A 24,834-nucleotide genomic window follows, 5' to 3' on the forward strand; every position below is an offset into this window, starting at 1 on the left:
CCTTCAGTGGTCGGTTCCGGTCACGCCGGGAAGATCGGGCAGGTTCTGGATGGTCAGGGTGCCGTCGGTCATGCCGGCGGCGGTGATGCGGGCCAGGTCGTCGAGGGCCTCGGACTGCTGCCGCAGCAGCTCTGCCCGGCGCTGGATCTCGGCGAGCACGGCGTCATACCGCTCCGCCTCCTCGCGCCGCAGGTCCGGGACGCTCAAGTCCTCGATGCTGCGCGAGGCCCGTACGGCTCCGCTGGTGCGGCCATGGTCGGAGGCGGCGGCTTGCAGCAGCGCAGCCAGGACCCGGGGCCGGACCGGCGGGTCGGCGTCAGGGTGGACGCGCAGGATGCGGGCTGGCGCGACAATGACCGCCAGGCCCTCGATGTCGACGTGGACTCCGAAGCGCGGACTGGTGGTGACGACGAGGTCGCCCGGTTCGGTGAACTGGACGTGTTCGTACGCCGTGAGGACCACACCCCGGTCGATGCGGCGGCTGCCGAACCGCGCGGTACCGAGGATCTCCTCTGGCCCGATCACCACGTAGTGGCCGTCGGAGGAGAGGTGCTCGGGGGCAATGCGGTGGCCGGGGCGGCGGCGCAGACGGCGGTCCTTGAGAAGACGGCGGACGGTCGTGCGGCGCACTGGCTGGTCCTCGGGGCGGAGGACCGCCCCGGTCGTCAGGAACCCGCTGGCGCCGGCCCGGCGCACGGTGCGCTCGTCGAGTTCGGCGAGGTGCCGCTCCACGTCGGCGAGGCGGGCGGGGCGTTCCACGACGACCCGGGTGTGCCGGGCCTCGGGCGAGCGGTACTGGGGGGTGAAAGCGGAGCCCGGCCGGTCGTCGAGCTCCTTCGCGGGCACGACAGCCGCGTCGCGGGGCTGGTGCCGGCGATCCCCCCGCCAGTCGGAGGCCCGCCAGATGGCGATGTCCTCGGCAAGCACGTCGAGGACCGGCTCGGTGAGCGGTTGCGCCGAGTAGTCGGCGAGGAGGACCCGGCCCGCACGCTCATCCTCGGGGGTACGGGCCAGGATCCAGACAGCGGTGCGGTAGCCAGGACGGTACGCGAAGGCTCCGTCGGGCAGGCTGATCGCCGCCTTGAGGAGGCCCTTGTCGAGGAAGGAGCGGCGCAGCCGGTCCGCGTCGCCGTGCCCGGGCAGTGTCCGGATCAGCGCGTCGGCCGGGCCGAGGACGACCGCCGTCGAGCCGTCGCCGAGGGAGTCAGTGAGGTCCTGGACCCGTTCCAGGACCTGGCGTGCGCTGCGGGTCTCACCAGCCTCGTACGGGAGGGCGCAGACCAGTACGTCCGGGTCACCCCAGTCGTCCGTGGACAGTTCCTCGCCCTCGGTGACGTCGAGCGAGAACTCGAAAACGCCCCGGACGAGCATCCGGCGCCGGACGAGACGGGCGAGCGTCGAGTCGGGCTCGGCCGCGAGGTAGGTGTGGCCGGAGTCCTCGGGCGCCGCCGTGTGCAGGGCGGCGAGCAGGTCGCCGCTGCGGGCGTATGGGGTGGCAAGAACGGACTCGTCGGCCAGGGTGCCGAGGCCGGCCAGGGCCGCGAGGGCGCGGGCCACCGCCGGGGTGGGTTCATCGGCGGCCAGGTCGTGGGAGCCAAGGCGGCGGCGGGCCTCCAGAACCCAGTCGAAGGCTTCGGCGGGGGTGTAGGCGGCCTCGGTCAGCTCGTCGGCGAGCGCGCCCAGGGCCGGGCCCAGACGCTCTGGGTCGGGGACGGCCCGCAGCTCGGAGAGGAGGAAGGCGTCCTCCGCGTCGAGATCGGCGGCCTGGTCTAGGAGGTCGCCCCAGGCGTGCTCCCCGACGGGGGCGTCGTACTGTTGGCGCAGGCAGATCAGGGCCGTCAGCGCGCCCACCAGAACGGGGGCGGAGAGGCCGGAGGACCGCCAGGCGGAGAGGGTGTGCAGGGCCACCTCGGCGCGCAGGCGCCGGGGCTCGGTGTTGCCCCGGCCCGTCCTCGCCAGCCACTCCACCACCTCCTGCGCGTCGAAGAGCGGACTACCGCCCTGGCGGGTCACCGGTGCGGGGAAGTCGGAGTGGCGCCGGCTCCAGGTGGTGGGAACGGGCCGCTTCACCTGGGCGAGGGCGGCGATCTCGGCGTATCCGATACGCCAGGACGGCGGGCCGGGCAGGATGGGGGAGCCGTCAACCTGCGTCGGACTGCTCATCGATCCCCCTCCCGTGGGCGTTCGTAGGCGTCCACGGACCCTTCCGCGGAATCGCGTCCGCCACGGCGACCCGGTGGGCCTCGCCGAACGAACGGCAGAAGCCTACCGCCAATCAGTAGTGGATTCACTAATTGCCTGATAACCCCCCTTATCAAGGGGATCATGCTCATGAATCTGCCCGGGGCGGCAGGCTTCCCCGTCGACAGACGGTTCCCGCGACGACCGCGCGGCCCCAGAAGCGCGGAGCCCGTCACAGCCAACACGACCTGCCATCCGGGCGACAGGTGAAGAGCCATCAACTAGACCTACTGGAAGCAAAGTTGATAACCCTGGTTATCAGTCCTCCAAAGGCTTCAATACCCCATCTCCTCCTATCGTCTCCTCCTGTCAGAAGGCGGTGATCGATACCGCCGAACCCGCCACACCGCGCAGGAGGCCCCCGTGCCTGAGAAGGAACAGCACCAGCGGACCGCGCCCCCCCTCGCCGAGACCGTGGCGAAGCGCCTGGCTGAGTCGGCCCTCCCCGGACCCGTCAAGGCCCTTCTCCGTGAAGCGCTCGACGGCGGCGCCGACGGCACCGTCGCTTCGTCGGCCGTCTCCGGGCGCGTCTTTCTCGACTCCCTCACCGTCAACGGCTTCCGCGGCATCGGCCCCCGCGCCCGGCTGAGCCTCAGCCCCCGTCCCGGCGTGAACCTCGTCGTGGGCCGCAACGGCTCCGGCAAGTCCAGCCTCGCCGACGCCATCGAGGTCGGCTTCACCGGTGCCAGGGTCCACCGGTCGGGCCAGGACGCCACGCGCGGCGGCCACTGGTCCAACCTCCACGCCGGCGACGACCCCGCGATCGAGGTCAAGCTCGCGATCGAGGGCGACACCAGCCGCAGCACCCTCACCCGTACCTGGACGAGCAAGGAGTTCGGAAGCTCCGAGGCCACCTTCAAGCGCCCGGGCCACGCAACCGTGCCCCTGGCCGAGGCCGGCTGGGACACGGCCCTCACCGACCACCGGCCGTTCCTCTCGTACACCGACCTCGACCTCATGCTCACCGGCAAGCCGTCCGAGCGGTATGACGCGATCGCCGCCATCCTCGGTATGGAGCTGCTCTCCACCGCGACCAACAGGCTGAGCACGCGGGAGAAGGCCCTCGCCGCTGCCGCGAAGGAGATGCGGGACGCCCTTCCCGGTCTGAAGGACGCCCTCTACGCGCTGGAGGACGACGAGCGCGCCGTACGGGCCCTGGTCGCCGTGGACACCCCGGGCGCTCTGGATCTCGACACCATCGATGAACTCCTCGCCGGCCTCCCCCCGGCCGACGACAGCCGGCTCGCCGAGCTCCGCATCGAGGCCGGGGCACACGGTCCCGACCTGGCGGAGGTCGCGGCGGCCGTCCAGCGGCTGCTTATCGCTCTCGCCGACGTGGAGGACCTTCGTGGTACCGACGCAGAGAGCGCCCGGCTGCGCGCGGACCTGCTGGAGAAGGCCCTCGCCCATGTCGACCGGCACCCCTACGACGACGTCTGCCCGATGTGCGGAACGGATCGGGTCCTCGGACGGGAGTGGTACGACCACGCCTCCCGGCAGGTCGCGGAGCTGCGCCGCGAGGCGAAGGCTGCCGAGGACGCGCGCTCCGCCGTACGGGCGGGCGCGTGGACTCTCCAGAACCTCATCGAATCCCCCGTACGCATCCCCGCCTGCCTGACCGACCCGTGGAAGGTGTGGATCAACTGCCGGCAGATCACCGACCCCGTCGAGCTCGCTCGGAGCGCCGAGGAGGCCGCCATGGTCCTGGCCGACGCCTGTGACACCGCCAGGAGGTCCGCGGTCCGCGAGCTGGAGGAACGCGACGAGCGGTGGAGCGCGCTCGTCGTCCGGCTCGCCGCCTGGGCGGGCAAGGCGCGCGAGACCGAGCGGGACAAGTCCCTGCTGAGCAACCTCCGCAAGGCGGTGAAGTGGCTCAAGGACCTCACCTCCGAACTGCGGGAGCGGCGCATGGAGCGCTTCACCGGTGCCACGCAGGACATCTGGGAACGTCTGCGGCAGGAGAGCAACGTCGACCTCACAGCCGTGAGTCTGAAGGGCAGCGAGAAGGCGAACGTCCGCAAGCTCGTCATGGCGGCCTCCGTCGACGGCCAGGCCGCCCCTGCGCTCGACGTCATGAGCCAGGGTGAGCTGCATTCCCTCGCGCTCTCCCTCTTCCTGCCGAGGGCCACGACGGCGGACAGCCCGTTCGGCTTCCTCGTCATCGACGACCCCGTGCAGTCCATGGACCCGACCAAGGTGCACGGACTCGCCCAGGTGCTGCACGAGATGGGCAAGCACCGGCAGATCGTCGTCTTCACACACGACACCCGTCTGCAGAAAGCGTTCACCGACCTGGAACTGCCGGTCACGGTCCTCCAGGTCACACGTGGCGAGGGATCCCGGGTGAAGGTCGTGTGCGTCGACGACCCGGTCGCCCAGGCCATCGGCGACGCCCGGGCGATCGCCTCCACTCGGGGCCTTCCCGCCGAGGCGTACAGCCACGTGCTTCCGGGCCTGTGCCGTATCGCCCTGGAGAACGCCTTCCTGGAAGCCGCGTGGATCCGTCACCACCGCGCCGGCGGATCGGAGCGGGACCTCCAGGATGCGCTCGACAGCGCGGAGCGGTTCCAGAAGGTCGCGGCGCTCGCGCTCTTCGGTGACGTGGGACACGTCACCGACGTCGAGTCCGAGGTACGCCGTCGTTACAAGGACCAGGCTTGGCTGCTGATCCGGACGTGCCAACAGGGAGCCCACCCAGGCGGCGCCTCGATCCTTAACCCCCACCGCTTCGTCTCGGACGTCGAGGCCCTGGCGCAGAAGATCCGCAAGCCGGAGGTAACCGCATGACCACCCACTGCCCCGCTTCCGTCGAAGGTCTGCTGCTGACCGCCGACCGCCTGCTCGACAGCGAACTCGCGGGCGTCACGACCACGGGCAGGCACCGCGGAGCGTGCCTCGTGCTGCGGACGGCCCTGGAGCTCTGCGTCGACCAGACGCTGAAAGTCGCGCTGCCCGGCCTGCCCCACACCACGTCGGGCCGCGCCAAGCTGCTCCTCCTGCACACCTTCACGGCGGGGGAGACTGCCCGGCGCGCGAAGGCCCTCTGGGCCCAGCTCAGCCTGGGATGCCACTACCACCTGTACGAACTCGGGCCCACATACGACCAGGTACGGGCCTGGCGGGCCGAAGTCAACGCCCTCATCCAGGAACTGAGCGGCCGTTCAGGCAGCTGACTGTTCGCAACGATCTGGTTTCTGATAGTTGTTTCAGCGGGTACGGGCACATGCCCGTAGCGGTGTCACCCGGCACCGCAGGGAGGACGCACATGAGTACCACCACTCGGGACGGGATCCTCGCCGAAGAGCAGTCGGCGGTGGACCACGCGTACGACTGCTACACCGCGAAGCTGGCCGAACTGACCGGCAGTTCGGCGGCCACCGCGTCCGCGAGCGGCAAGGACTCGATCGCCAACCGGGCCGAGGCGCAGGCCCGTGCCGAGGCGTACGGGGGGCTCGGCGACGAGGCCCTGGTCTTCGCCCGCGTCGACGCGCCGGAGGACCCGGGCGGCAAGCCCCAGCCGTGGTACATCGGGCGTCGGGGCGTACCGGACAGCGAGAACGACCCGGTGGTGGTGCTGTGGACCAGCCCGCTGGCGAAGCGGTGGATGGAGGCCAGGCCCGAGAGCCCGGGAGAGGTGGTCCTGCGGCGCCAACTGCGCTGCGTGCAGCGGATCGTGGAGGGCTACTTCGACGAGATCGCCTCGGCGACTTCCGCCCCCGAGCCTGTGGGCAAACCCGACCCCGTGGCCGAACGCGAGCCCGCCGCCGCACCCGCCGTACCGCAGCCCCGGCAGTCCGCCGACGACCTCCGGCCGGAGGGGCCGGACGACTTCCTGCTGCGCGAACTCCAGCGCTCGCGCGGCGGCCGGATGCGGGACATCGTCGAGACCATCCGCCGCGACCAGATGGAGCTGGTCACCGGCTCCCCCTCGGACATCCTCGTCATCCAGGGCGGCCCGGGCACCGGCAAGTCGGCGGTCGGCCTGCACCGGGTGACCTGGCTGGTCGACAACGAGCACTTCAGGGCCCAGGATATCCTCGTCATCGGCCCCCACCAGCAGTTCCTCGACTACGTCGGCCAGGTTCTGCCCACCCTCGGCACCCGGGACGTCAACACCGTCCAACTGGACCGCCTCTGGGACGGAGAGGTGCTCGGCACCGACTCCCCGCAGACGCGCCTGGTGAAGTCGGACGAGCGGATGGCAGCCGTGCTGCACCGCCGGGTCGAGAGCGACTATCGCCCCGAAGCCCTCGACGGGCTCACCGTGGAGCCCTCCTTCGAGGGCGACGAACCCGCCGTCGTCGTCACCGCCGGCAGCACCACCCTGCGTGTGCCGAAGTCCGAGGTCCTGGCCCTCCTCGACCGGGCCCACTCCGGCAGCGGCCCCTTCCGGGAACGGCGCGACCGCTTCCGCGGCCTCTTGGTGGACCGGCTCCTCCAGGAGCTCGCCGCCGTCGCGCCGCGGCGCGGGCAGGCCGGCACGATCCGCCGCGACCTGGAGCGCAACCGCCGGGTCGAGCGCCTCCTCGAACGCGTCTGGCCCTCGCCCGGCCCCCGGGAGGCGCTGCGCACCCTCTACGACTCGGCGGACCTGCTGAACGCCTGCACCGACGGCATCCTCGACGAGGACGAACGGGCGGCCCTCTCCCGCGCCCGCGCCGCCAGCGCCGACGCCGACCCGTGGACCCTCGACGACCGCGTCTGCCTCGAAGAGCTCCAGGTGCTGATCGGTGGCGAACCGCTGCCGCGGTACGGGCACATCGTCGTCGACGAAGCGCAGGACCTCACCCCCATGCAGGCCCGCGCCCTGCGCCGGCGCTGCGCCACGGGCGGCTCGATGACCGTCCTCGGCGACCTCGCCCAGGCAACCGGAGCCCACATCCCCACCAGCTGGGACCTGCTCGGCGCGCTCCTCTCCGACCACGGCGACTGGAGCGTGGCCGGGCTGAACACCAGCTACCGCGTCCCCGCCGAGATCATGGCGTTCGTCGCGCCGCTCGCGCGGGCGACCGCCCCCGCCCTGCCGTACCCGCGGGCCGTCCGCGAGGCGGGGGCGGACGCCGTACGGACGGTGGCGACCGAGCCGTGGAAGCTGCTCGACGACACCGTCGCCCAGGTGGCCCGCCTGGTCCGCACCAGCGACGGCAGCACCCCCCGGTCCGTGGCCGTCATCGTCCCCGACGACTCGGACTGGCTGGAGGCGATCAGCCGCCGGATCGACGAGGGCGGCGACATCGGCGAGCAGGACCGCGCGGCCGTCTCCGTGCTGGCCGCCGCCCAGAGCAAGGGCATGGAGTACGACCACGTCCTGGTCGTCGAGCCCGCCACGATCGCCGATCGCGTTCCCGCCGGGCTGCGGCAGCTCTACGTGGCGCTCACCCGCAGTACCCAGAGTCTGACCGTCCTGCACACCGCCCCGCTGCCGGAGGCGCTCACCGGCGCCAGGGCCGACGAGGCGCCGGCCGAGCCGGAGGGTGCGATTTCCGAGCCGGAGAGCACGCCGGAGCGGCTGCCCCGGATCGGCGCCGACGTCAGGGTCGAGGTCGTGGAGCGGGCGCCGGGCGGTCGCTACAAGGTCAGACCGCTCTCCCCCGTGATCGATCGACCGCTCGTCCTCACCGTCCGCCACGGATCGGTTCCGCCGCGGCGGGGTGAGCTGCTGGACTGCTGGGTGTTCGCCAACGAAACCAGCCAGACCGTGCTCACCGCCGACCAGCGCGGCCGCTCGCCCGTCTCGGAGCGGATGGCCGGTCGCTACCTCGCGGCGATGGGGGTGCTCGGAGCACTCGCGGGGAGCGTCGACGACGTGCCCGACGCGCGGGGCCGCCTCTCTGAGCTCCAGGGCATGGCCAACCGCGTCCTCCGGCGGGACCAGGCCGACTGGGTCGACGTGTTCCACCTGCTCGGCGAACCGGACCGGGAGCGGCTGGGCGTGCTGCGCGACCTCGCCGCGACGACCAACCGCGCACTCAAGGACGGCGCGTTGGACAGGGGGCGGCTCGCAGAGGAAATGGCGGCGTCCGGATGGACTGAACCTCTCTCCGAAGCGCGGCGGGAGCTTCAGGAGCGCTGCACCACCGCCGTTTCGAAGAAGCTGGACTCCGACGAGGCCGTGCCCAACGTCCCGCAGCACCCCAACCAGCATCCTGGACAGAAGGAAGAAGCACAGATGACGACCGCGGACACCGCACCGGCTCCGACCACGAGGGAGGTCTTCCTCCGCACCCTCACGGAGGCCGCCGCGGCCGACCGCACGTGCAACAAGCACGAGGCGGTCCGCCACGCGTTGAAGGCCTCGCTCCTCTGGGCGGACCTCAAGCCGACCGACTCGTCGGTCGTCGACGTCAGCTGTGTCACCGGGCGCGGCCTCTTCCTCTACGAGGCCCTCGGCGCAGGCCACTCCGCCTACGCGGACCTCCGCGCGGGTGCGACCCGGCTGCTCGAGATCGCCCACCTGCTGCCCGACCGGGCCGACGGTCTCTACCTCGTTCTCTCCGAACCGCCCGCCGAGGACTGGGCCGCGGACATGATCCGCGACGTCTTCCGCATCCATGTCATCTGGCGCAGTCCGGCCGGTTGGGGCGGTGAGGGCACAGACATCGCGTTGGGGTCCGCCAAGTGACCCGGATATATGGGGGCAGTCCGGCTTGACGCTTAAGCGTCAAGCCGGGCATCGCGCTGGGCCACCGAGTAGCACTCCCTGCTCCGTGCACCCTGAGATCCCCCAATGCGCCCTTGATCCACCGTGCCGATCAGCGGACTGTCAGACCCTGAGGTTGGTCATAGGACGATCGATCGGGGGATTCTCATGTCGGACGCGCACTCCGCCAGTCCGTGGGTACGCACGGTCTTCGGCTCCCTCGCCGCCGAGGTCGCAGCCATCGTGCCCGCATGTCTTGTCCGCGCCCACGAACGCGCCCAAGGCGGCCACGAAGGCGTTCACACGCAGACGCTCGAGGCGTACGGACACGGGCTCTACGCCGCACAGTACGAGGAACTGTCGGCCGGCCTCTCTCAGCTCCCCGGCGTCGAGCTGGTGCGCCTCCAGGCGCGGACCGTCGCCGTGGTCGCCGGCCATGTCATCTACCCGTACAGGTATGCGAAGAGGGACGTGCCCGTGACTGCTGCCAGACTCCGCAGCGCGTCGGGGCTTCGTGCTGACCTCATTCGCAGGCACGGTCCCGACCCGCGTCAGGTGGAGCTGGATCTCGGCATCGAACTGCCGGACGAGGACGAGCCTCATTCGGATCTCGCGCGCCTCTCACCGGACACCAAGCTTGTTCTCGTCGCCTACGCCTGTTCGCTGGCTGACGGTGTGGTCCGCCTGGAATGGGGATCTGCGGAGCTTCGCCGCGAAGATCGATCACTGATCTGGCACCGCCATGAGCCCCTGCCTATCCCGCGGCAGCGCTGACGCGAGAGGCTCTGGCAGGCGACCGCTTGCGGGTCCGATCTCGTCCCAAGTGATCTGCTAGAAGCAGCGGCTTGGCCGTACACCTCACCACGCCTGGCGCTTCCGAACACCGTTTCAAGAGCCTCGCCAGTTGGCCTCCGGACCAGGGCCATCTCGCGGTGCCACAGGCGCACGCTGGCCATACGTTCATCTGCTAATCCAGAGGGAGGACGTCATGCGTGGTACCGGAACGATCTACAAGCGGTGCGGCTGCCGGGACTCCGATACCGGTCGGCAGCTTGGAAGCCTTTGCCCGGACCTCCATCGCCGTGGCCACGGTTCTTGGTACCTCGCGATGCCAAGGCCCGCGACCGTCGACGATCACCGCTCCCGCTTGCGTCGGGGCGGGTATCGCACCCGCAAGGACGCCGCCGAGGCCCTCCAGCGGCTGCGCGACCGCGACCGCGTGCGCCAGGGCGAGCTCCTCACCACCGGCCAGTGGCTGCTGCGCTGGTACAGCACCGTCGAGCCGCACCTTCGGCCGTCGACTGCCCGCGGCTACCGCAAGCACCTGGAGCAGTACCTCGTGCCGCTGCTCGGCCACGAACTGCTCTGCGAGCTGACCAACGAGGGTGTCCAGCAGGCCTTCAGCAGCATCGTCCGTCGGCACCAGAACGCGGGCCAGCCGATAAGCGCGGGCACGCTACGCCGGATCCAGGCGACCTTGCGTGCAGCCCTCAACGTTGCCGTACGCAACGAGATGCTGACCACCAACCCGGCGAGACACCTCGACCTGCCGAGGGCGCCGCGCCCCCACCCGGTGGTGTGGACCGATGGTCGAGTGGCGGAGTGGGAGCGAACAGGCGAGCGCCCTCTCGTCGCTGTGTGGACGCCGACCCAGACCGCTGCCTTCCTCGCCTACGCGAGCGGGCACCGCTTGTACGCGCTGTATCACCTGTATGCGCTGCGTGGCCTGCGTCGCGGGGAAGGCGTAGGGCTCCGCTGGTCGGACTTCGACGCCTCTGGCCGAACGCTCACGGTCGCCAGGCAGCTACAGCAGCGAGAGAATGACCGCCTTGAGGCCTGCCCGGTCAAGACTCGTGCCGGCGAACGGACGATCGCCCTCGACGGGAGCACCGTCCGCATCTTGAACACTCACCGTAATCAGCAGAGGAGGGAGAAACTCGCAGCGGGAATTGAATGGAATGAATCCGGATACGTATTCACCGACGTCTACGGGAGTCCGCTGCGCCCGGACCACGTCGGTCACGTCTTCCAGGGCATGGTTCGCAGAAGTGGCCTACCGCCGGTCCGCCTCCACGACCTGCGCCACGGCGCGGCAAGTCTTGCCTTGACCGGCGGATCCGATCTCAAAGTCATCCAGGCCCAGTTGGGTCACTCGACGATCGTCACCACTGCCGACACCTACACGTCGGTCCTGCCCGAGACGGCCCATCTCAGCGCAGAAGCGACGGCCCGCGTGGCGATCGACGCAGCTCGGATGATCTCCAGAGGCATCCGTAGTCAGCCCAAGACGCGCAAGCGACGCTCAGGGGTCCGCCCCGCCGCCATCGCAAGCAGAAGAATCCGTAGCTCAGAGTGAGTTATTGACGTTTCGTCGGCGTGCTTTACCACCCCACACGCGCCTCACTCGCCACCCATCACGGGACCCCACCCAAGCCAGTCCCCCACTCCGTGACGCACGCCTTCCCAGGTCAAGGGGCCTACGACCAAGAAAGTGATGTCCAGAGAGGAATCCGCAGGCCTACGGATTAAAAGTCCGCAGCTCTTGAGTTAGCCTCGGCTCGACGTAGGGTGCCGCCTGGCCAGCACTCCTTACATTCGTCACGGAACGTAGCCGCGACTCTTCGCCTGCCGTCGCTTTCAGGGTACTCCCGGGCCTTCGCCGGGTGCTCTGGCCGCGACCCACCAGGCAAGAGCGCCACCTGCGGCGTGCATCGCAGCCAGCGCCGAGAAGCGCCCCCTCAGCCCTGGGTGACCTGCGCACACTCCCGGCGGCAGTAGGTCGTCCTCGGCGGTCACAGACATCAGGTCGCCTTCCACCCGGTATGCGCGCCGGGTCTCGACGCGCTTCGAAGAACATCACGTGCGTACGGTCTGCCCCGTTCAGCACGCCAAACCCTGTTCCGCCCGTCCAGGCGGACAGGTGACTGTAGGCGTGCCCGGCCGAGCCCAAGCGGCTCCACCACCCCATCAGAGGGAGACCATGCACGCCCGACCCCACGTTCCCGCCGCAAGCCGGCATTCGGCTCCGACCCCGGCCGTCGGCGCAGCCCCCGCGTACGAGGCCGATCCGGCGCCGGAGTTCGACCTCCTGCACAGCGGCTGGTACTCGACCGAGGAGCTCGCCGCGCTGCTGAAGGTCGACCCCTCGACCCTGCGGCGCTGGCGCTCCGCCACTCCCCCGCAGGGCCCGCCCTTCGTCCAGATCGCGCCCCGGCTCTACCTCTACAGCATCCCCGACACCCAGCTGTGGCTCGCCCAGAAGCGCACCGACCCATCCGAGGCAGCCTGAATGTCCGACCACACCCGGCTCATCCCCATGGGTGTCGACCTCACCACCGACATCGAGCACCGCCCCGACCGCCGCCCACAGTTCCGCTACCGCGCCCGCGTGCGCTGGACCGACCCCAACGGCGGCGGCCGCAAGTCGGCCTCCTCCTCCGTAGCCACGGAGACCGAAGCCGAGGCCTGGATCGCCCGCATGCAACGGGCCGCGGCACGAGGCATCACCCCCGCAACCCTCACCATGACCCTCGCCGAGTACGGCGACGAGAACTGGGACCTGGCGATGCGCGGCCTGGAGACCACCACCCTCGACCCCTACGCCGCCGGCTGGAAGCTGCGCGTCACCCCGGTCCTCGGCCACATACCCGTCACCAGCATCACCAACGGCATCACCGACCGGGCGCTCCACTCGTGGATCGCCGACGGACTCAGCATCTCCTCCGTCAAGAACAGTCTCGCCCCGCTCGTCCGCGTCATGGAGCAAGCCGTCCGCGACGGCCTCATCGACTTCAACCCCTCACGGATGAGCGGCTGGCAGCGCCTCTACAAGAAAGCCGAGGACGAACTCGACGACCCCCGCTCCCTCGCCCTCGCCGACTGGGGAGCCCTCGACGAACTCGCCAACGCCCTCGTCGAACGCTCCCACAACCACTACCGCGGCTGGGGCGACATCGTCCGCTTCGCCGCCTGCACCGCCGCCCGCATCGGCGAGGTCTCGGGCGTGCGCGTCAAGGACATCAACCGCTTCGACTGGACCTGGGATCTGTGCCGCCAGACCACCACCGGCCCCGGCGGCCTCATCGACAAGGGCACCAAGGGAAAGCGGCGGCGCACCGTCCCCATCATCGAAGAGATTCGCGACCTCGTGAACTGGCGCATGAACGTGGTCGGAAACGACCCCATGGCCCGCCTCTTCACCGGACCACGCGGCGGACGCATCACCACCGCCATCCTCCGCGACGCCACCCACTGGGACGAAGTCGTCGTCAGCCTCGGCTACGAGTACCTGCGCCGGCACGACCTCAGGCACACCGGCCTCACCTGGCTCGCCGACGCTGGCGTCCCCATCCACGTCCTCCAGAAGATCGCCGGCCACGGCCACATCACCACCACCCAGCGCTACCTCCACCCGGACAAGAGCTCCATCGAGAACGCTGGCCGAACCCTCAGCAGGCACCTGTCAGCAGACCGGACTACCTCGCAGGCGGCAGCGACCGAGGCGCCCGTTCGTCATCTACGTCTCGTCCAGTAGACGGCCGTAACGGGCAGCCTCCGAGGTCTCGCCGCTGACCATCTACCTACGGCAGCGAGCCTGTCATCGTCAACCACGCTGTTGTAGAAGTGGACTTGTGACAGACAACGAGCAAGGTGCGGAACCCTGGGTCCGGCTTCTGCACCGCGAGCAGACGGCACGCAACATCCACGGCAGCCTTCGAGCCTCTGGCATCACCGTGCCGCTGGACGCCGTACTCGACCTGTGCAACCGCGAGGTAGTGACGCGCGACGGCAACCCCGCTCCCCTCCCACCCGAATGAGCGCTCCATCTCCTCGACGGTGCCAGCACAATGCCACCCACCGCTTGCTCCGACCCCGCTCCGACCGCACAGCGGATTTCCGGCGGCCCCATCCGGGTAGGGCTGCTGTCATATCGCGCAGGCAGCACGGACCCCACGCGGGTTCGCGCTGTCATGGACCAGGGGGTGGACTGGGTGGCACGCCGAAAGACTGTGGCGGAAATCCTCGCCGAGGCGTACCGCCTGAAGCAGCAGGCACGAGCCGCGGAGGCGCAGCGCGGGACGCAGCAGCCGACGAACGGCAAGGCCTCCGCGCCGGCGGCTCAGCCCCGCCCCAGGAAACGGAAGGTGGACCCCGCAGTCGAACACGCCCGGCTCCTGGCCGCCGGCGAGAAGCACCTCCAACGCGAGGAGGCCGCCCGCGCCAAGGAAGCCGCCCGCGTGGAGGCCGAGTTGGCCAAGCGCCAGGCGGCCCGCCGCCAGGCGGAGGAAGCAAGGAGCCGCGAGGACGCCCAAGCCGAGAAGGAGGCCCAGCGGCAAGCCCGGCAAGCGGAGACGGCCCGGCTCAAAGCCCTGGCCGAGGCGGGCACCGCCGAGTGCAACCTGCGCCGCGAGGAACTGGAGACGGTCCTGCTCCTACGACCCGAGGGCCTTGAACTGTGGCATCCCCACGTCGAGCAGGCGTTCATCCACGAGGGTCCCCAGGGCGTCGAAGAGATGGTCGAAGACCTGCTGCAGCGGTCCCCCGTGCCCCCTGGGTGCCGAACGGCATCCCGCGTGGTCTACACCCCCGAGGCCCAGCAACTCCTGGTCGACGTCGAGCTTCCGAACCACGAGATCGTCCCCGCGGTGGCCTCCTACCGCTACGTCGCCCAGCGTGCCGAGGTCGTCCCCCAACCCGCCAAACAGACCGAGATCCACGAGTCCTACGCCCGACTCGTGGCCCGCCTGGCCCTGCGCGCGCTCGACGAGGCGTTCTCCGCCACCCCGGCCTCGTTCGTGGAGACCGTCATCCTCAACGGCCGCGTCAACGCCACAGACCCGGCGACCGGCCAGGCAATCCGGGCATGCGTCGTCAGCGTCGTCGCCGAGCGCAAGGACTTCGCGGAACTGGTCCTGGACGAGCCCAGGCTCGACCCGCAGCAGTGCCTCCACCGGCTCGGCGCCACCGTCTCCAAGCACCCCCACGACCTGGAACCGGTCACACCCATCGTCGAGGCCGACCTGTCCCACTACCGCATCATCACTGAGACCGCCGTGGTCGCCACCCTGGACAGCCGGCTTGATCTGCTCCAGATGAACCCCTACGACTTCGAACGCCTGGTCCGCGAACTCTTCGAAGCCATGGGCTACGAGACCTGGCGCACCCAGGGATCCCGCGACGACGGCGTGGACGCCGTCGCGATCCTGGCCGACCCCATTGGCTCCAGCGTCTTCGCCATCCAGGCCAAGCGCTCCAAGAACGCGATCCCGGTGGAGACCGTCCGGGCCATGGTCGGCGTCATGGACGACAAGGACGCCGGCTACGGCATCGTCGTCGCCACGTCGTGGTTCGGCAAGGCCAGCCACGAATTCGCCCACCGCAACGGCCGCATCCGCCTCATCGACGGCCGCAACCTTAAGGCCCTGCTCGCCGAGCACCTGAGCATCGACGCCCTGATCGGACTGCCCAAAGTGCCCCCGGGCTGGCAGGCCGGCGACCTCGTGTAGGCGCGAACGCGGGGCCGCCGCACCGGGTTGCGGTGGCCCTCCTGCCGACCGGCTGCGGTCCCCAGCTGGTCCCCAGCAAGATCGCAAGACGGCGGCGCCGAAGCCGCCCACCGCCTGTCGGACCATCAACAAAAAGGCCGCTGACCTGGGATCTCTCCCGGCCAACGGCCTTCCGACACAATGTCGGGACGACAGGATTTGAACCTGCGACCCCTTGACCCCCAGTCAAGTGCGCTACCAAGCTGCGCCACGTCCCGTGGTCTCGTGGCCCTGGGCTGAGCCTGGGGGGCTCGGCCTTCGGGTTTCTCGACCTTGTCGGCCAGTTGTCCCGGCGACGAGGAAAACAATACAGCACGTCGGGGGGTGCTCGCTGCAGGGTTGGGGGTGCGGGGGTCAGGGGGTGGGGTGGCGGGCGTCGTAGCGGAGGAAGGCGGGGCGGCGGGCGGCGAGGAGGAGGGTGGCGGCGACGCAGGCGAGGCCGCCGCTGACGACGGAGACGGCCGGGCTGGTGAGGGAGGCGACGGCGCCGGACTCGAAGTCGCCGAGGCGGGGGCCGCCGGCGACGATCACGATGAAGACGCCCTGGAGGCGGCCGCGCATCTCGTCCGGGGCGGCGACCTGCATCATCGTGTTGCGGAAGATCATGCTGATGGTGTCGGCGCAGCCGGCGGCGGCGAGCAGGAGGAGGCCGAGCCAGAGGTCGCGGACCAGGCCGAAGGCGGCGATGGCGAGGCCCCAGGCGATCACGGCGGCCATGACGGCGGCGCCCTGGCGGTGGACGCGGCCGATCCAGCCGGAGAAGAGGGCGCCGGCCAGGGCGCCGACGGCGGGGGCGGCGGCGAGCAGGCCGACGGTGCGGGCGTCGCCGCCGTAGAAGGTGACGGCGAGGGCCGGGAAGAGGGCGCGCGGCATGCCGAAGATCATCGCGGCCAGGTCGGCGAGGAAGCTGGTGCGGAGGTTGGGCTGGTCGCGCAGGAAGCGGAGGCCGTCGAGGACGGAGGCCCGCCCCTTGCGGTCGCCGAGCGGGAGCATGGCGGGCAGGCGCCACATCGCGTAAAGGGTGGCGCCGAAGGCGACGGTGTCGACGACGTAGGCGGCCTGGACGCCGTAGGCGCCGATGAGGACGCCGCCGAGCATGGGGCCGACGGTGAGGCCGAGGTTCATGCTGACGGTGTTCAGCGCGTTGGCGGCGGGGAGCTGGTGGGCGGGGACGAGGCGCGGGATCATCGCCGAGCGGGCGGGCGAGGCGAGCGCGAAGAAGCCGGCCTGGAGGGCGACGGCCGCGTAGAGGACCGCGACCAGGCCGAGGCCGGCGAGCGCCTGGGCGGCCAGGACGGCGGAGACGGCGGCGAGGCCGGCCGCGCCTATCAGGCCGAGGCGGCGGCGGTCGGCGCTGTCGGCGATGGCGCCGCCGTAGAGGCCGAAGGCGACCAGCGGGACGAGGGAGAAGAGGCCGACCAGGCCGGTGGCGAAGGTGGAGCCGGTCAGGTCGTAGACCTGGACGGAGACGGCGACGGCCGTCATCTGCTGGCCGATCGAGGAGACGGACTGCCCGAACCAGACCCGCCGGTAGTCGGCGTGGTCGCGCAGCGGGCTCAGGTCGGCGAAGGCACCGCGGGCGAACCGTCGGTACCAGGCCGGCGGCGAAACGGCCGGGGAGGAGGACGAAGAGGAGACGGGCGAGGAAACGGGAGCGGAGACGGAGGAGACGGGCGAGGAAACGGGAGCGGAGACGGAGGAGACGGCAGAGGCGGCGACGGCGTCGGACGGAGCGGGCGGCGTGTCCCCGTCGGCCTCGGAATTGGCAGGATGATTGGTCGACACAGTGGACCATCGTGGCCCCGCCCGCCCGGCCCGCTGACACCGGGGTGGGATGCGCGGCCCGGCGTCAGCGCGGTCCGACGTTCTCCAGGATCCGGTCCAGCAGTGTCGCGAGCTGCGCGACCTCCCGGTCGCTGAGGCCCTTGAGCATCTCCTGCTGGCTGTTGACCGCGACCGAGGCGATCCGGCTGTACATCTCCTCGCCGTCGGGCGCGATCTCCACGGTCGCCGCCCGGCGGTCGACGCCGGTGCGCTTGCGGACGACCAGACCGCGCCGCTCCATCGACTCCAGGTGACGGGAGAGCGTCGGGCCCTCGATGCTCAGGTACTGGGCGAGTGCGCGCTGGATCATCGGGCCCTCCAGCTTCAGGGCGGCGAGCACCGTCCACGCCGCGAAGGTCGCGCCCGCCTCGGCGAGGCGCTCCTCGAAGAACGCCCGACAGGACTTCGCGGTCAGGTGCAGCTTCGGCGCGACGCTGCTGCGCAGCCACGTCGGGCCGGCGTCCGCCTCGGCAGGGACCCGTTCTGCGCTCTGCCGGCCGGGCATCCGAGCCTCCCATTCGTCACGAAATCCTCTGTGCAGCGTAGCGCCGACCGGCGCCTTGACCAGCCCCGGGCAGCTGTGGGGCCGGACGCCGATCGGAACAGCCGTGAGTGGCACCGACGTGGGGACAAGAGGCGGGCCCGCACCGTGTGACCACGGTGCGGGCCCCTCCCCCGCGCGCCGGAACGGGTGCCCAGGCGGCGGAGGTTCGCGGCGGCGGAGGTTCGCGGCGGCGGACGATCAGAGCGGGACGACCCGGAACACCGGGATGTCCCGCGCGGCCCGCTCGAAGCTCTCCGGGCGCTTGTCCGGCACCACGCCGTTCTTGACGAAGATGCCGGCGCCCATCGGGACCTGGGTCGGGAAGTGCCGGGCGATCGGCCCGCGTTCGTGCGGCGGCACCTCCACCAGCCTGACCCGCTGCGTCTTGCGCCCGCGGACCAGCACCCCCTCGCCGGCCGCCCGGACGTTCTTCACCCAGTCCGACCCGGGAAACGCCTGCAGGATGTACACCGCGCCGCCGACCTTCAGCGGGGCGACCGGATTGGTGTACTCCCGGCCGGACTTGCGGCCCTTCACCTTCAACAGTTGCAACGGGCCGACCGGCAGGCCGATCCCGTGGAAGACCTCCATCATCTTGTTGCCGAACCTCTGGAACCCGGTCACCCGGACACGGGCGGTGGTACTGGCAGTGGCATTGGGCATGGCTGGCGCCCCCGGAAAACTTTTCGAAGAACATAGATAGCGTGCTATTGATTAGCGTGGCACGCTCCCCCGGGGCTGTCAACGAAGGCGGCGCGTCGCACAGTTGGCCGGGCCCGGGGATCCGGGCCCGGCCAACGAGCGACCAACGGGCGACCAAGAGCGGCCGACCAGCAGCCGCCACCGGCCGGTGGCCGACCGGCGACCGGCGACCGGCGACCGGCCAGCGACCGGCTGACGACCGCTACCGGGTGAGGACCTGCTTCTCCCCCGCCTCCACCGCGAAGTCCAGCCGGTTGCCCGGCGGCGGGAACGGGCAGATGAAGTGGTCCGCGAAGGCGCACGGCGGCAGGTAGGCGCGGTTCAGGTCCAGCACCGTGCGGCCGTCCTCGTCCGGCGCGGGCAGGGTGATGAAGCGGAACCGGTAGGTGTCCCGGCCGCTGGTGGCGTCGGCGATCACGCCGCTCAGGCCGTTGGCCGAGCGGCTGACGGTCAGGGTGCGGTGCTCGCCGGCCACGGTGAACGCGATCTGCCCGGTGACGGCCAGCGGCCGCTCCTTGCCGTCGGCGTTCGGGACGACCACCGCCTGCGCCTGCTCGCCCTCGAACGGGGTGAAGACCGCGGAGACCGCCCACTCCGGCGCGTAGGGGTAGGCGGAGATCCCGGCGAACGAGGCCCGCCGGGGCGCCGCCGGGTCGAAGACCCGCAGCGCCAGCTCGCCCTCGCGCTCGATCGGCACCAGCAGCAGCTCACCCAGCGAGGCGGTGTCCGCCGCCGGGTCGGTGTCCGGACGCAGCAGCGCCTCACCGTCGACGGGGGCGTCCGCACCCGCCACGGCGAGGCCGTCGGCCGCCGCCGCCCGGACCCGGACGCCCTCGGCGTCGGCCCACCAGACCCCGGGCAGCCCCGGAATCTCCGCGGGCTCGGGCTCCAGCCAGTACGTGCCGGTGAGCGCCAGCTGACCGTGCGGGGTGCTGACCGTCGCAGCCCGCCGATCGCTCCAGTGCTTCCATTCCTCCGCGGCCGTCGCCGTCATCGGCTCGCCCTCCCACTGTGCTCCAGGGCCCGCCGGGCGGGCCGTCCGTTCTCCGTCACCCGGTCGAACGCCCGGCACCCGGGCCGGGCATTCCCGGCCCCGGATCCCTTCGTACGACCGTCACACCGCTCAACGCGGCGGTCACGCTGTTCAACGCGCCGGCCACGCCGTTCAACACGGCGGTCACACCCGCCCCGCCGGTACCGGTCAGTCCTTGATCCGGCGGAACAGGCCCTCCTGCACCACGGATACCACCAGCCGGCCGCTGCGGTCGAAGATCTCGCCGCGCGCCAGGCCCCGGGCGCCGTGGGATATCGGGGACTCCTGCTGGTAGAGCAGCCAGTCGTCGGCCCGGAACGGCCGGTGGAACCACATCGCGTGGTCGAGCGAGGCCATGTCGAAGTGCCGGGTGCCCCAGAGCGGCTCCACGGGGGCTCGGACGGCGTCCAGCAGGGTCATGTCGCTCGCGTAGGTGAGCGCGCAGACGTGGATCAGCGGGTCGTCCGGCAGCTCGCCGTTGGTCCGCAGCCAGACGCCGCTGCGCGCCTCGACACCGGCCAGCTCCTCGGTGCTCCAGCGCAGCCGGTCGACGTAGCGGATGTCGAACGGCTGGCGGCGGCTGATGAACGGGGGCAGCTCGCCGAGCCGGGAGCCGACCTCCTCCAGCGCGCTGGGCAGCGTCTCGGGGGCCGGCACCTCGGGTACCGGGAACTGGTGCTCGATGCTGTCCGGCTCCGGGGCGTGGAAGTCGGCGGTCAGCGCGAAGATCGACCGCCCGCCCTGGATCGCCAGCACCCGGCGGGTGGTGAACGAGCGGCCGTCCCGCAGCCGGTCCACCTGGTACACGATGGGCACGCCCGGTACCCCGGGACGCAGGAAGTAGGCGTGCAGCGAATGGACCGGCCGGTCGCCGTCCACGGTGCGCCCCGCCGCGACCAGCGCCTGACCGGCGACCTGTCCGCCGAACGTGCGCTGGAGCGCCTCCTCGGGGCTGCGCCCGCGGAAGATGTTCAGCTCGATCTGCTCAAGGTCCAGCAGCGCGACGAGATCGTCGACCGGGGTACCCATGGAACACGTCCTCTCCGGGCCGCCGCCCGGCCGGAGGTCTTCCGCCCGGCTGCCGCGACCCGTTCCTCTCGAATTCTCCAGCTCAATCGAATTCCTCAGCGAGCCGGGGCATTCCCGGGATCGGGGCCGCGGACGCCGATTCACTCGAACGAGGTCGAACACGGCGCACAGGTGGACGGGCGCACCACCGGGCCCCAGCACCCCCGAAGCACCGGGCCCCAGCACCCCCGAAGCACCGGACCCCCGCCCCCGAAGCACCGGACCCCCGCCCCCGAAGCGCCGCAGCACCAGCAGCACCGCAGCACGAAACCCGGACCCCAGCCCCCAACCCCCGGCGCCCGCACTCAGAGCCCCGACTGCCGCACGGTGATGTTGAGCCGCCCGGTCAGCCCCAGTGCCGGGTCCGCCGTCCCCGGCAGCGTCCGCGTCACGCCGTGGTACGCGAACCGGGCCGGACCGCCGAACACCAGCAGGTCCCCGCTGCGCAGCTCCAGGTCGGTCCACGGCCTGGTCCTGGTCTCGGTGTTGCCGAGCCGGAAGACGCACGAGTCGCCGAGCGACAGCGAGACCACCGGGGCGTCCGCCCGCTCGTCGCGGTCCTGGTGCAGGCCCATCCGCGCCCCGTGCGGGTAGTGGTTGACGATCGCGATGTCCGGCGCGTAGCCGGCCGCGCCCGCGATCCCGCCGACGGCGGCGCCGTACGCCTCGGCCACCGCCCGCCGGGCGAGCGCGCCGAGCTCGGGCGGGAACGGCTTGACCGGCGCTCCGTCCTCGGCCACCCGCCGGTATCCGTACGGGTACCAGTGCAGGCCCAGGCCGACCATCCGGACGGACATCATGCCGCCGGTGGGCATCCGGACGGTGTGCATCCCGGCGGGCGGCCGGGCCCACGCCCGGCAGGCCGCGACCAGCCGCCGCTGCGCCGCCGCGTCCAGCCAGCCCGGGAGCAGCACCGCGCCGGGCGCCGGCTCGAACCGCCCCCGCCCCGGACCGGCGCCGTCCGCACCGCCGAAGCCGAACAACTCGCCCTGGGTCACTCCCCCATCCTCGCGCACCGGTCCGACACCGGCCCCGGACGGCGGAGCGGCCCGCACGCCGCCGGCCGCCCTCCCGGGTGCGGGAGGGCGGCCGGCGGACCGGGCGTGCGGATCAGACGGCGAGGGTCTGGCCCGGGAGGATCAGGTTCGGGTTGCCACCGATGACCTTGGTGTTCTTGCTGTACAGGTCGTGCCAGTCGACGCCCTGGGCGGCGGCGATGGTGCTCAGGGTGTCGCCGGCCTTGACGGTGTAGGTGCCGTTGGCCTTCTTGGCGTCGTTCGAGGTCCAGCCCTTGCCCGACTTCGCGGTCGTGTCGGCCTTCGGCGCGGCGGCGGCCTTGGGGGCCTCAGCGGCCTTCGGGGCGGCCTTCGGGGCGGCCTTGGGAGCCTCGGCGGCCTTCGGCGCGGCCGGCTTCGGGGTCGCGGTGGCGGCCGGGGCGGCCGGCTTCGCGGCCAGGGCGGCCGGCTTGGCGGCCGGGGCGGAGGTGTCGACCGCGGCCGGGGCGCCGCCCTTGGTCAGACCGGCCTTGACGGAGCAGACGGGCCAGGCGCCCGGGCCCTGCGAGGCGAGGACCTTCTCGGCGACGGCGATCTGCTGCGCCTTGGTGGCCAGGTTGGCCTGCGGGGCGTAGGCGGTGCCGCCGAAGGCGGCCCAGGTGCTGGAGGTGAACTGCAGACCGCCGTAGAAACCGTTGCCGGTGTTGATGGCCCAGTTGCCGCCGCTCTCGCACTGGGCGACGGCGTCCCAGGTGGAGACGGAGGCGGCGGAGGCCGAGGTGGCCGTGACGAGGCCGGCCACCGGCAGGGCCGCGACAGCGGCGCCCGCCACGACAGCCATCCGGACGCGGTTGCGCTTGGTGGCGGAGGCGGTGGTGGCAGCGGCGGTCTCGTGACGGAAGGTCATGGGGTTCCTCTCGACAGCCCCGGGCGGGCATGCGGAACCAAGCCCTGGAAGGGGACTGGAATCGCTCGCCGCGTCCGTCGGGCGGCCGGAGACGTGTCGGACGTCCCGCGCCGCCCCGGCCACCCGCCACGCACCGGCGACCTGTTCGAGCGGTCGCATCGGCGGGCACGGCCGGCGCCGGAGGAAACCGGCGGGCTGTGCGTCGGGGGTGAACCCGGGTGGTGCTCGTTGCACCGCCAATGAAGCTACGAGTCGGCCGCCTGGGAACCAAACACTTTCGGGTCTCCCCAGCTCAGCAGGGGGTTACCGCCGGTAATGACCTGGCATTCATGTCCTTAATGTCCGTTTTAGGCGTCATTTCCTAGATCAAACATCCGCAGGCCGTGGGCTACCTCACACCGGCATTCCGGCACTCCCGCCACCGAGATCGACACATTGCGATGCCACCGGCACCCTCCGCGATCGAATCCGAGGCAATTCCCGTCAGCCCGGCACCCCACCCGTGACCCCTGCCACAAGGGCCCGTTGGTAAGGGCGGCCGGGGCGCCCCCGTCTCCGGCTCGAACAGAGCCGGCCTTCCACCCCTCCCCTTCGACCCCCGACACCGCACCGAGGAGAAACCCAGTGCCGCGCATGCTCGACGTCAGCGACGAGGTCCGTTCCGAGATCGGCGACGACGAGGCCGACCGCCTGCTCGGCGGCGCCCACGCACCCGACAGCTACGAGTGCACCTCCTGCCGCACCCCCGGCGACGCGTTCCAGGAGCCCACCAGCACCGTGCTGTTCGTCGGCGAGGAGACGGCGGTGCTGGCCTTCGCGCACGCCCGCTGCATCCCCTCGCAGGTGGTCCCGGTCTCCGAGGAGCAGCTGGCCGGCGCCGTCCGCAGCATCAGCGAGTCCCAGGGCGCCCCGGCCGCCGACGCCGCGCCCGTCCCCCCGCAGCCGCCGGTGCGCGTGCCGGCCCCGGACGCGGCCTCCGCCCCGGCGGACGGGCGGCCCGTCGCTCCCGGCCAGGCCGCGATCCTCGGCATCACCTGCGGGCTGGTCCTGCACGGCGACACCGGCCACGCCTCGCTGGTCGTCGAGCCGACCGGGCCGGTCGGGCGCCCGGGCAACACCTCCGGCGAGGACGAGTTCCTCGACCTGCTCCAGGACGCGGGCTTCCAGCCGGTCACCGACCTCGACAAGACGCCCGACCAGCTGCCCGGCTGGTCGGTGCTGGTCGCGATGGGCAAGCTGCACGCGATCCTCCAGCCCGCGGCGGCCGGCGGCAGCACCGGCTGGTGGCAGGCCCACCAGCCGCTCCAGGTGACCGACGCCTGGCGGTTCGCCGCCAACCAGCTCGGCGAGGTCACCATGTACGCCGTCCCGGCCGGAACCGTCGGCCGGCAGCCGCGCGAGGACCTGCTGCGCCAGGCGCTGGAGCGGGCGGTGGCACTCGGCCAGGTGGTCGCCGCCTCCCTCCCGCTCGCCGGCACCTGAGCCGCGCCGCGCCCCCGGGGGCGCCCCCACGGCCCCACCCCGCCCCCGGGGCGGCCCCACGGCCCCATGGCCCCACGCCGCCCCCGGGGGCGCCCACCCGCATCCCCCGGGCGCCCTCGCTCGTTGGGCCCTGCGTGTACAGCTACGACGTCCCCGCCTCCCCCCGGCGGTCCACCACCGCCTCCCGCCCGATCCCGGGCATGCGCCCCTCGTACGACGCGGAGCACCCGCACTCGGCGACGCCGATCTACGACGAGCTGTACTCCGAGTACCGCCGGCTCTTCCGCGCCCTGCCGGGCGACCGCTCGGGCGAGGAGGACCTGGCCTTCACCGGCTTCGCCGTCCGGGACACCGCTCCGGCGCGCACCGACCCGCGCCCGTACCCGCCGCAGCACCAGGCCTTCCAGACGTACGCGGGACAGGCGGTCGGCATCCCGCAGTTCATGCCCAGCCGGCCGGGCGGAGCCGACCAACCCGGGCAGCCGGACCAGCCCTTCGGCCACACCGGCCACACCGGCCACCCGCACGACCCTTTTGGCGCCGCCGGCACCGGCCACCCGGCGGGCCCGTACCCGGCCGGCTTCCCCGCCACCCCCGCCCCCGGCCGTCCGGCGGGTGGCCACCCGGGCGGCGCCCCGTCGGCCGCCCCGGCGGGCTCCCAGGCCGGCAACGGCCAGGGCTGGGTCGCGGCCGGCTACCTCGGCCCGGTCCCGCCGCCGGTGCCCGCGCCCGCCCCGGTGACGGTCCCGGTTCCGGCGCCCGCCCCGGCGGTGGGGGCCCCCCGGCCGGCACCGCCCCCCCGGCCCCGCCGCGCTGGGGGGGGGCCCCCCGGAGCCGGCACACCCCCACACCA

General features: G+C 71.8%; 19 protein-coding genes and 1 tRNA gene. 11 read left to right on the forward strand and 9 right to left on the reverse strand.

The features are described 5' to 3' along the window. Window positions 1-3: 3 nt before the first annotated feature. Window positions 4-2,163, reverse strand: a complete 2,160-nt coding sequence (locus tag ABT238_RS23475) for a DNA methyltransferase family protein (RefSeq protein ID WP_350784554.1) — start codon at window positions 2,161-2,163, stop codon at window positions 4-6. Between the two features lie 441 nt (window positions 2,164-2,604). Between ABT238_RS23475 and ABT238_RS23480 the strand changes: the two genes are divergently transcribed. The 9 genes from ABT238_RS23480 (at window position 2,605) to ABT238_RS23520 (ending at window position 15,387) form a co-directional block, all read left to right on the forward strand. Beyond that, entirely contained in the window at window positions 2,605-5,028 is a 2,424-nt protein-coding gene (locus tag ABT238_RS23480) for an AAA family ATPase (protein ID WP_350784574.1), read from the forward strand. Further along, complete coding sequence (locus ABT238_RS23485; protein ID WP_350784596.1) at window positions 5,025-5,414, forward strand: hypothetical protein; 390 nt, start codon at window positions 5,025-5,027, stop codon at window positions 5,412-5,414. Before ABT238_RS23480 ends, ABT238_RS23485 begins: the two co-directional genes overlap by 4 nt. A 92-nt stretch (window positions 5,415-5,506) precedes the next feature. Continuing rightward, window positions 5,507-8,863 carry a HelD family protein gene (locus ABT238_RS23490; protein WP_350784618.1) on the forward strand — a complete coding sequence of 1,119 codons (3,357 nt, stop codon included), beginning with the start codon at window positions 5,507-5,509 and terminating at the stop codon, window positions 8,861-8,863. A gap of 186 nt (window positions 8,864-9,049) precedes the next feature. Then, window positions 9,050-9,655: a hypothetical protein gene (locus tag ABT238_RS23495; RefSeq protein ID WP_350784627.1), complete on the forward strand. Its 606-nt coding sequence runs from the start codon at window positions 9,050-9,052 to the stop codon at window positions 9,653-9,655. A gap of 214 nt (window positions 9,656-9,869) precedes the next feature. Beyond that, entirely contained in the window at window positions 9,870-11,237 is a 1,368-nt protein-coding gene (locus ABT238_RS23500; protein ID WP_350784648.1) for a tyrosine-type recombinase/integrase, read from the forward strand. Window positions 11,238-11,861: 624 nt separating this feature from the next. After that, entirely contained in the window at window positions 11,862-12,170 is a 309-nt protein-coding gene (locus tag ABT238_RS23505) for a helix-turn-helix domain-containing protein (protein WP_350784668.1), read from the forward strand. Continuing rightward, window positions 12,171-13,415, forward strand: a complete 1,245-nt coding sequence (locus ABT238_RS23510; protein ID WP_350784699.1) for a tyrosine-type recombinase/integrase — start codon at window positions 12,171-12,173, stop codon at window positions 13,413-13,415. Window positions 13,416-13,512: 97 nt separating this feature from the next. Continuing rightward, the gene (locus ABT238_RS23515) at window positions 13,513-13,698 is read left to right on the forward strand and encodes a hypothetical protein (protein ID WP_327074395.1); all 186 of its coding nucleotides are present in this window, start codon (window positions 13,513-13,515) and stop codon (window positions 13,696-13,698) included. 327 nt (window positions 13,699-14,025) lie between these two features. Then, on the forward strand, window positions 14,026-15,387 hold the full coding sequence (locus ABT238_RS23520) for a restriction endonuclease (protein ID WP_350784754.1): 1,362 nt from the start codon (window positions 14,026-14,028) through the stop codon (window positions 15,385-15,387). A 183-nt stretch (window positions 15,388-15,570) separates the two neighbouring features. Here the strand turns inward: ABT238_RS23520 and ABT238_RS23525 are convergent. The 8 genes from ABT238_RS23525 to ABT238_RS23560 form a co-directional block, all read right to left on the reverse strand. Then, window positions 15,571-15,644: transfer RNA gene (locus ABT238_RS23525), tRNA-Pro, on the reverse strand. A gap of 136 nt (window positions 15,645-15,780) precedes the next feature. Beyond that, window positions 15,781-17,211 (reverse strand): MFS transporter, encoded by a 1,431-nt coding sequence (locus ABT238_RS23530; RefSeq protein WP_502891458.1) that lies wholly within the window; start codon window positions 17,209-17,211, stop codon window positions 15,781-15,783. 64 nt (window positions 17,212-17,275) lie between these two features. After that, complete coding sequence (locus tag ABT238_RS23535; RefSeq protein WP_350784774.1) at window positions 17,276-17,755, reverse strand: MarR family winged helix-turn-helix transcriptional regulator; 480 nt, start codon at window positions 17,753-17,755, stop codon at window positions 17,276-17,278. Between the two features lie 237 nt (window positions 17,756-17,992). Beyond that, window positions 17,993-18,457, reverse strand: coding sequence for a nitroreductase/quinone reductase family protein (locus tag ABT238_RS23540; protein ID WP_350564929.1), 465 nt, complete (start codon window positions 18,455-18,457; stop codon window positions 17,993-17,995). A gap of 241 nt (window positions 18,458-18,698) precedes the next feature. Continuing rightward, window positions 18,699-19,490, reverse strand: coding sequence for a DUF1684 domain-containing protein (locus ABT238_RS23545; protein ID WP_350564927.1), 792 nt, complete (start codon window positions 19,488-19,490; stop codon window positions 18,699-18,701). A 207-nt stretch (window positions 19,491-19,697) separates the two neighbouring features. Then, the gene (locus ABT238_RS23550) at window positions 19,698-20,558 is read right to left on the reverse strand and encodes an acyl-CoA thioesterase (protein WP_350564925.1); all 861 of its coding nucleotides are present in this window, start codon (window positions 20,556-20,558) and stop codon (window positions 19,698-19,700) included. Between the two features lie 344 nt (window positions 20,559-20,902). Further along, window positions 20,903-21,595 carry an alpha-ketoglutarate-dependent dioxygenase AlkB family protein gene (locus ABT238_RS23555; protein ID WP_502891459.1) on the reverse strand — a complete coding sequence of 231 codons (693 nt, stop codon included), beginning with the start codon at window positions 21,593-21,595 and terminating at the stop codon, window positions 20,903-20,905. Between the two features lie 112 nt (window positions 21,596-21,707). After that, window positions 21,708-22,499, reverse strand: coding sequence for a transglycosylase family protein (locus tag ABT238_RS23560; RefSeq protein WP_350784829.1), 792 nt, complete (start codon window positions 22,497-22,499; stop codon window positions 21,708-21,710). 624 nt (window positions 22,500-23,123) lie between these two features. Here ABT238_RS23560 and ABT238_RS23565 point away from each other — a divergent pair. Then, window positions 23,124-23,981, forward strand: coding sequence for a DUF8842 C-terminal domain-containing protein (locus tag ABT238_RS23565; protein ID WP_350564921.1), 858 nt, complete (start codon window positions 23,124-23,126; stop codon window positions 23,979-23,981). A 134-nt stretch (window positions 23,982-24,115) separates the two neighbouring features. Next, window positions 24,116-24,834, forward strand: a 719-nt coding sequence (locus tag ABT238_RS23570; RefSeq protein WP_350784853.1) for a hypothetical protein, incomplete at its 3' end; no start/stop codon positions are given.

The organism is Kitasatospora sp. NPDC001527 (assembly GCF_040298605.1).
Classification (GTDB): domain Bacteria; phylum Actinomycetota; class Actinomycetes; order Streptomycetales; family Streptomycetaceae; genus Kitasatospora.

Bases quoted from the DNA above. Each gene is read 5' to 3' on its own strand.
- ABT238_RS23475 (WP_350784554.1), bottom strand. From the start codon at position 2,163: ATGAGCAGTCCGACGCAGGTTGACGGCTCCCCCATCCTGCCCGGCCCG.
- ABT238_RS23485 (WP_350784596.1), top strand. From the start codon at position 5,025: ATGACCACCCACTGCCCCGCTTCCGTCGAAGGTCTGCTGCTGACCGCC.
- ABT238_RS23490 (WP_350784618.1), top strand. From the start codon at position 5,507: ATGAGTACCACCACTCGGGACGGGATCCTCGCCGAAGAGCAGTCGGCG.
- ABT238_RS23495 (WP_350784627.1), top strand. From the start codon at position 9,050: ATGTCGGACGCGCACTCCGCCAGTCCGTGGGTACGCACGGTCTTCGGC.
- ABT238_RS23500 (WP_350784648.1), top strand. From the start codon at position 9,870: ATGCGTGGTACCGGAACGATCTACAAGCGGTGCGGCTGCCGGGACTCC.
- ABT238_RS23505 (WP_350784668.1), top strand. From the start codon at position 11,862: ATGCACGCCCGACCCCACGTTCCCGCCGCAAGCCGGCATTCGGCTCCG.
- ABT238_RS23510 (WP_350784699.1), top strand. From the start codon at position 12,171: ATGTCCGACCACACCCGGCTCATCCCCATGGGTGTCGACCTCACCACC.
- ABT238_RS23535 (WP_350784774.1), bottom strand. From the start codon at position 17,755: ATGCCCGGCCGGCAGAGCGCAGAACGGGTCCCTGCCGAGGCGGACGCC.
- ABT238_RS23540 (WP_350564929.1), bottom strand. From the start codon at position 18,457: ATGCCCAATGCCACTGCCAGTACCACCGCCCGTGTCCGGGTGACCGGG.
- ABT238_RS23545 (WP_350564927.1), bottom strand. From the start codon at position 19,490: ATGACGGCGACGGCCGCGGAGGAATGGAAGCACTGGAGCGATCGGCGG.
- ABT238_RS23550 (WP_350564925.1), bottom strand. From the start codon at position 20,558: ATGGGTACCCCGGTCGACGATCTCGTCGCGCTGCTGGACCTTGAGCAG.
- ABT238_RS23560 (WP_350784829.1), bottom strand. From the start codon at position 22,499: ATGACCTTCCGTCACGAGACCGCCGCTGCCACCACCGCCTCCGCCACC.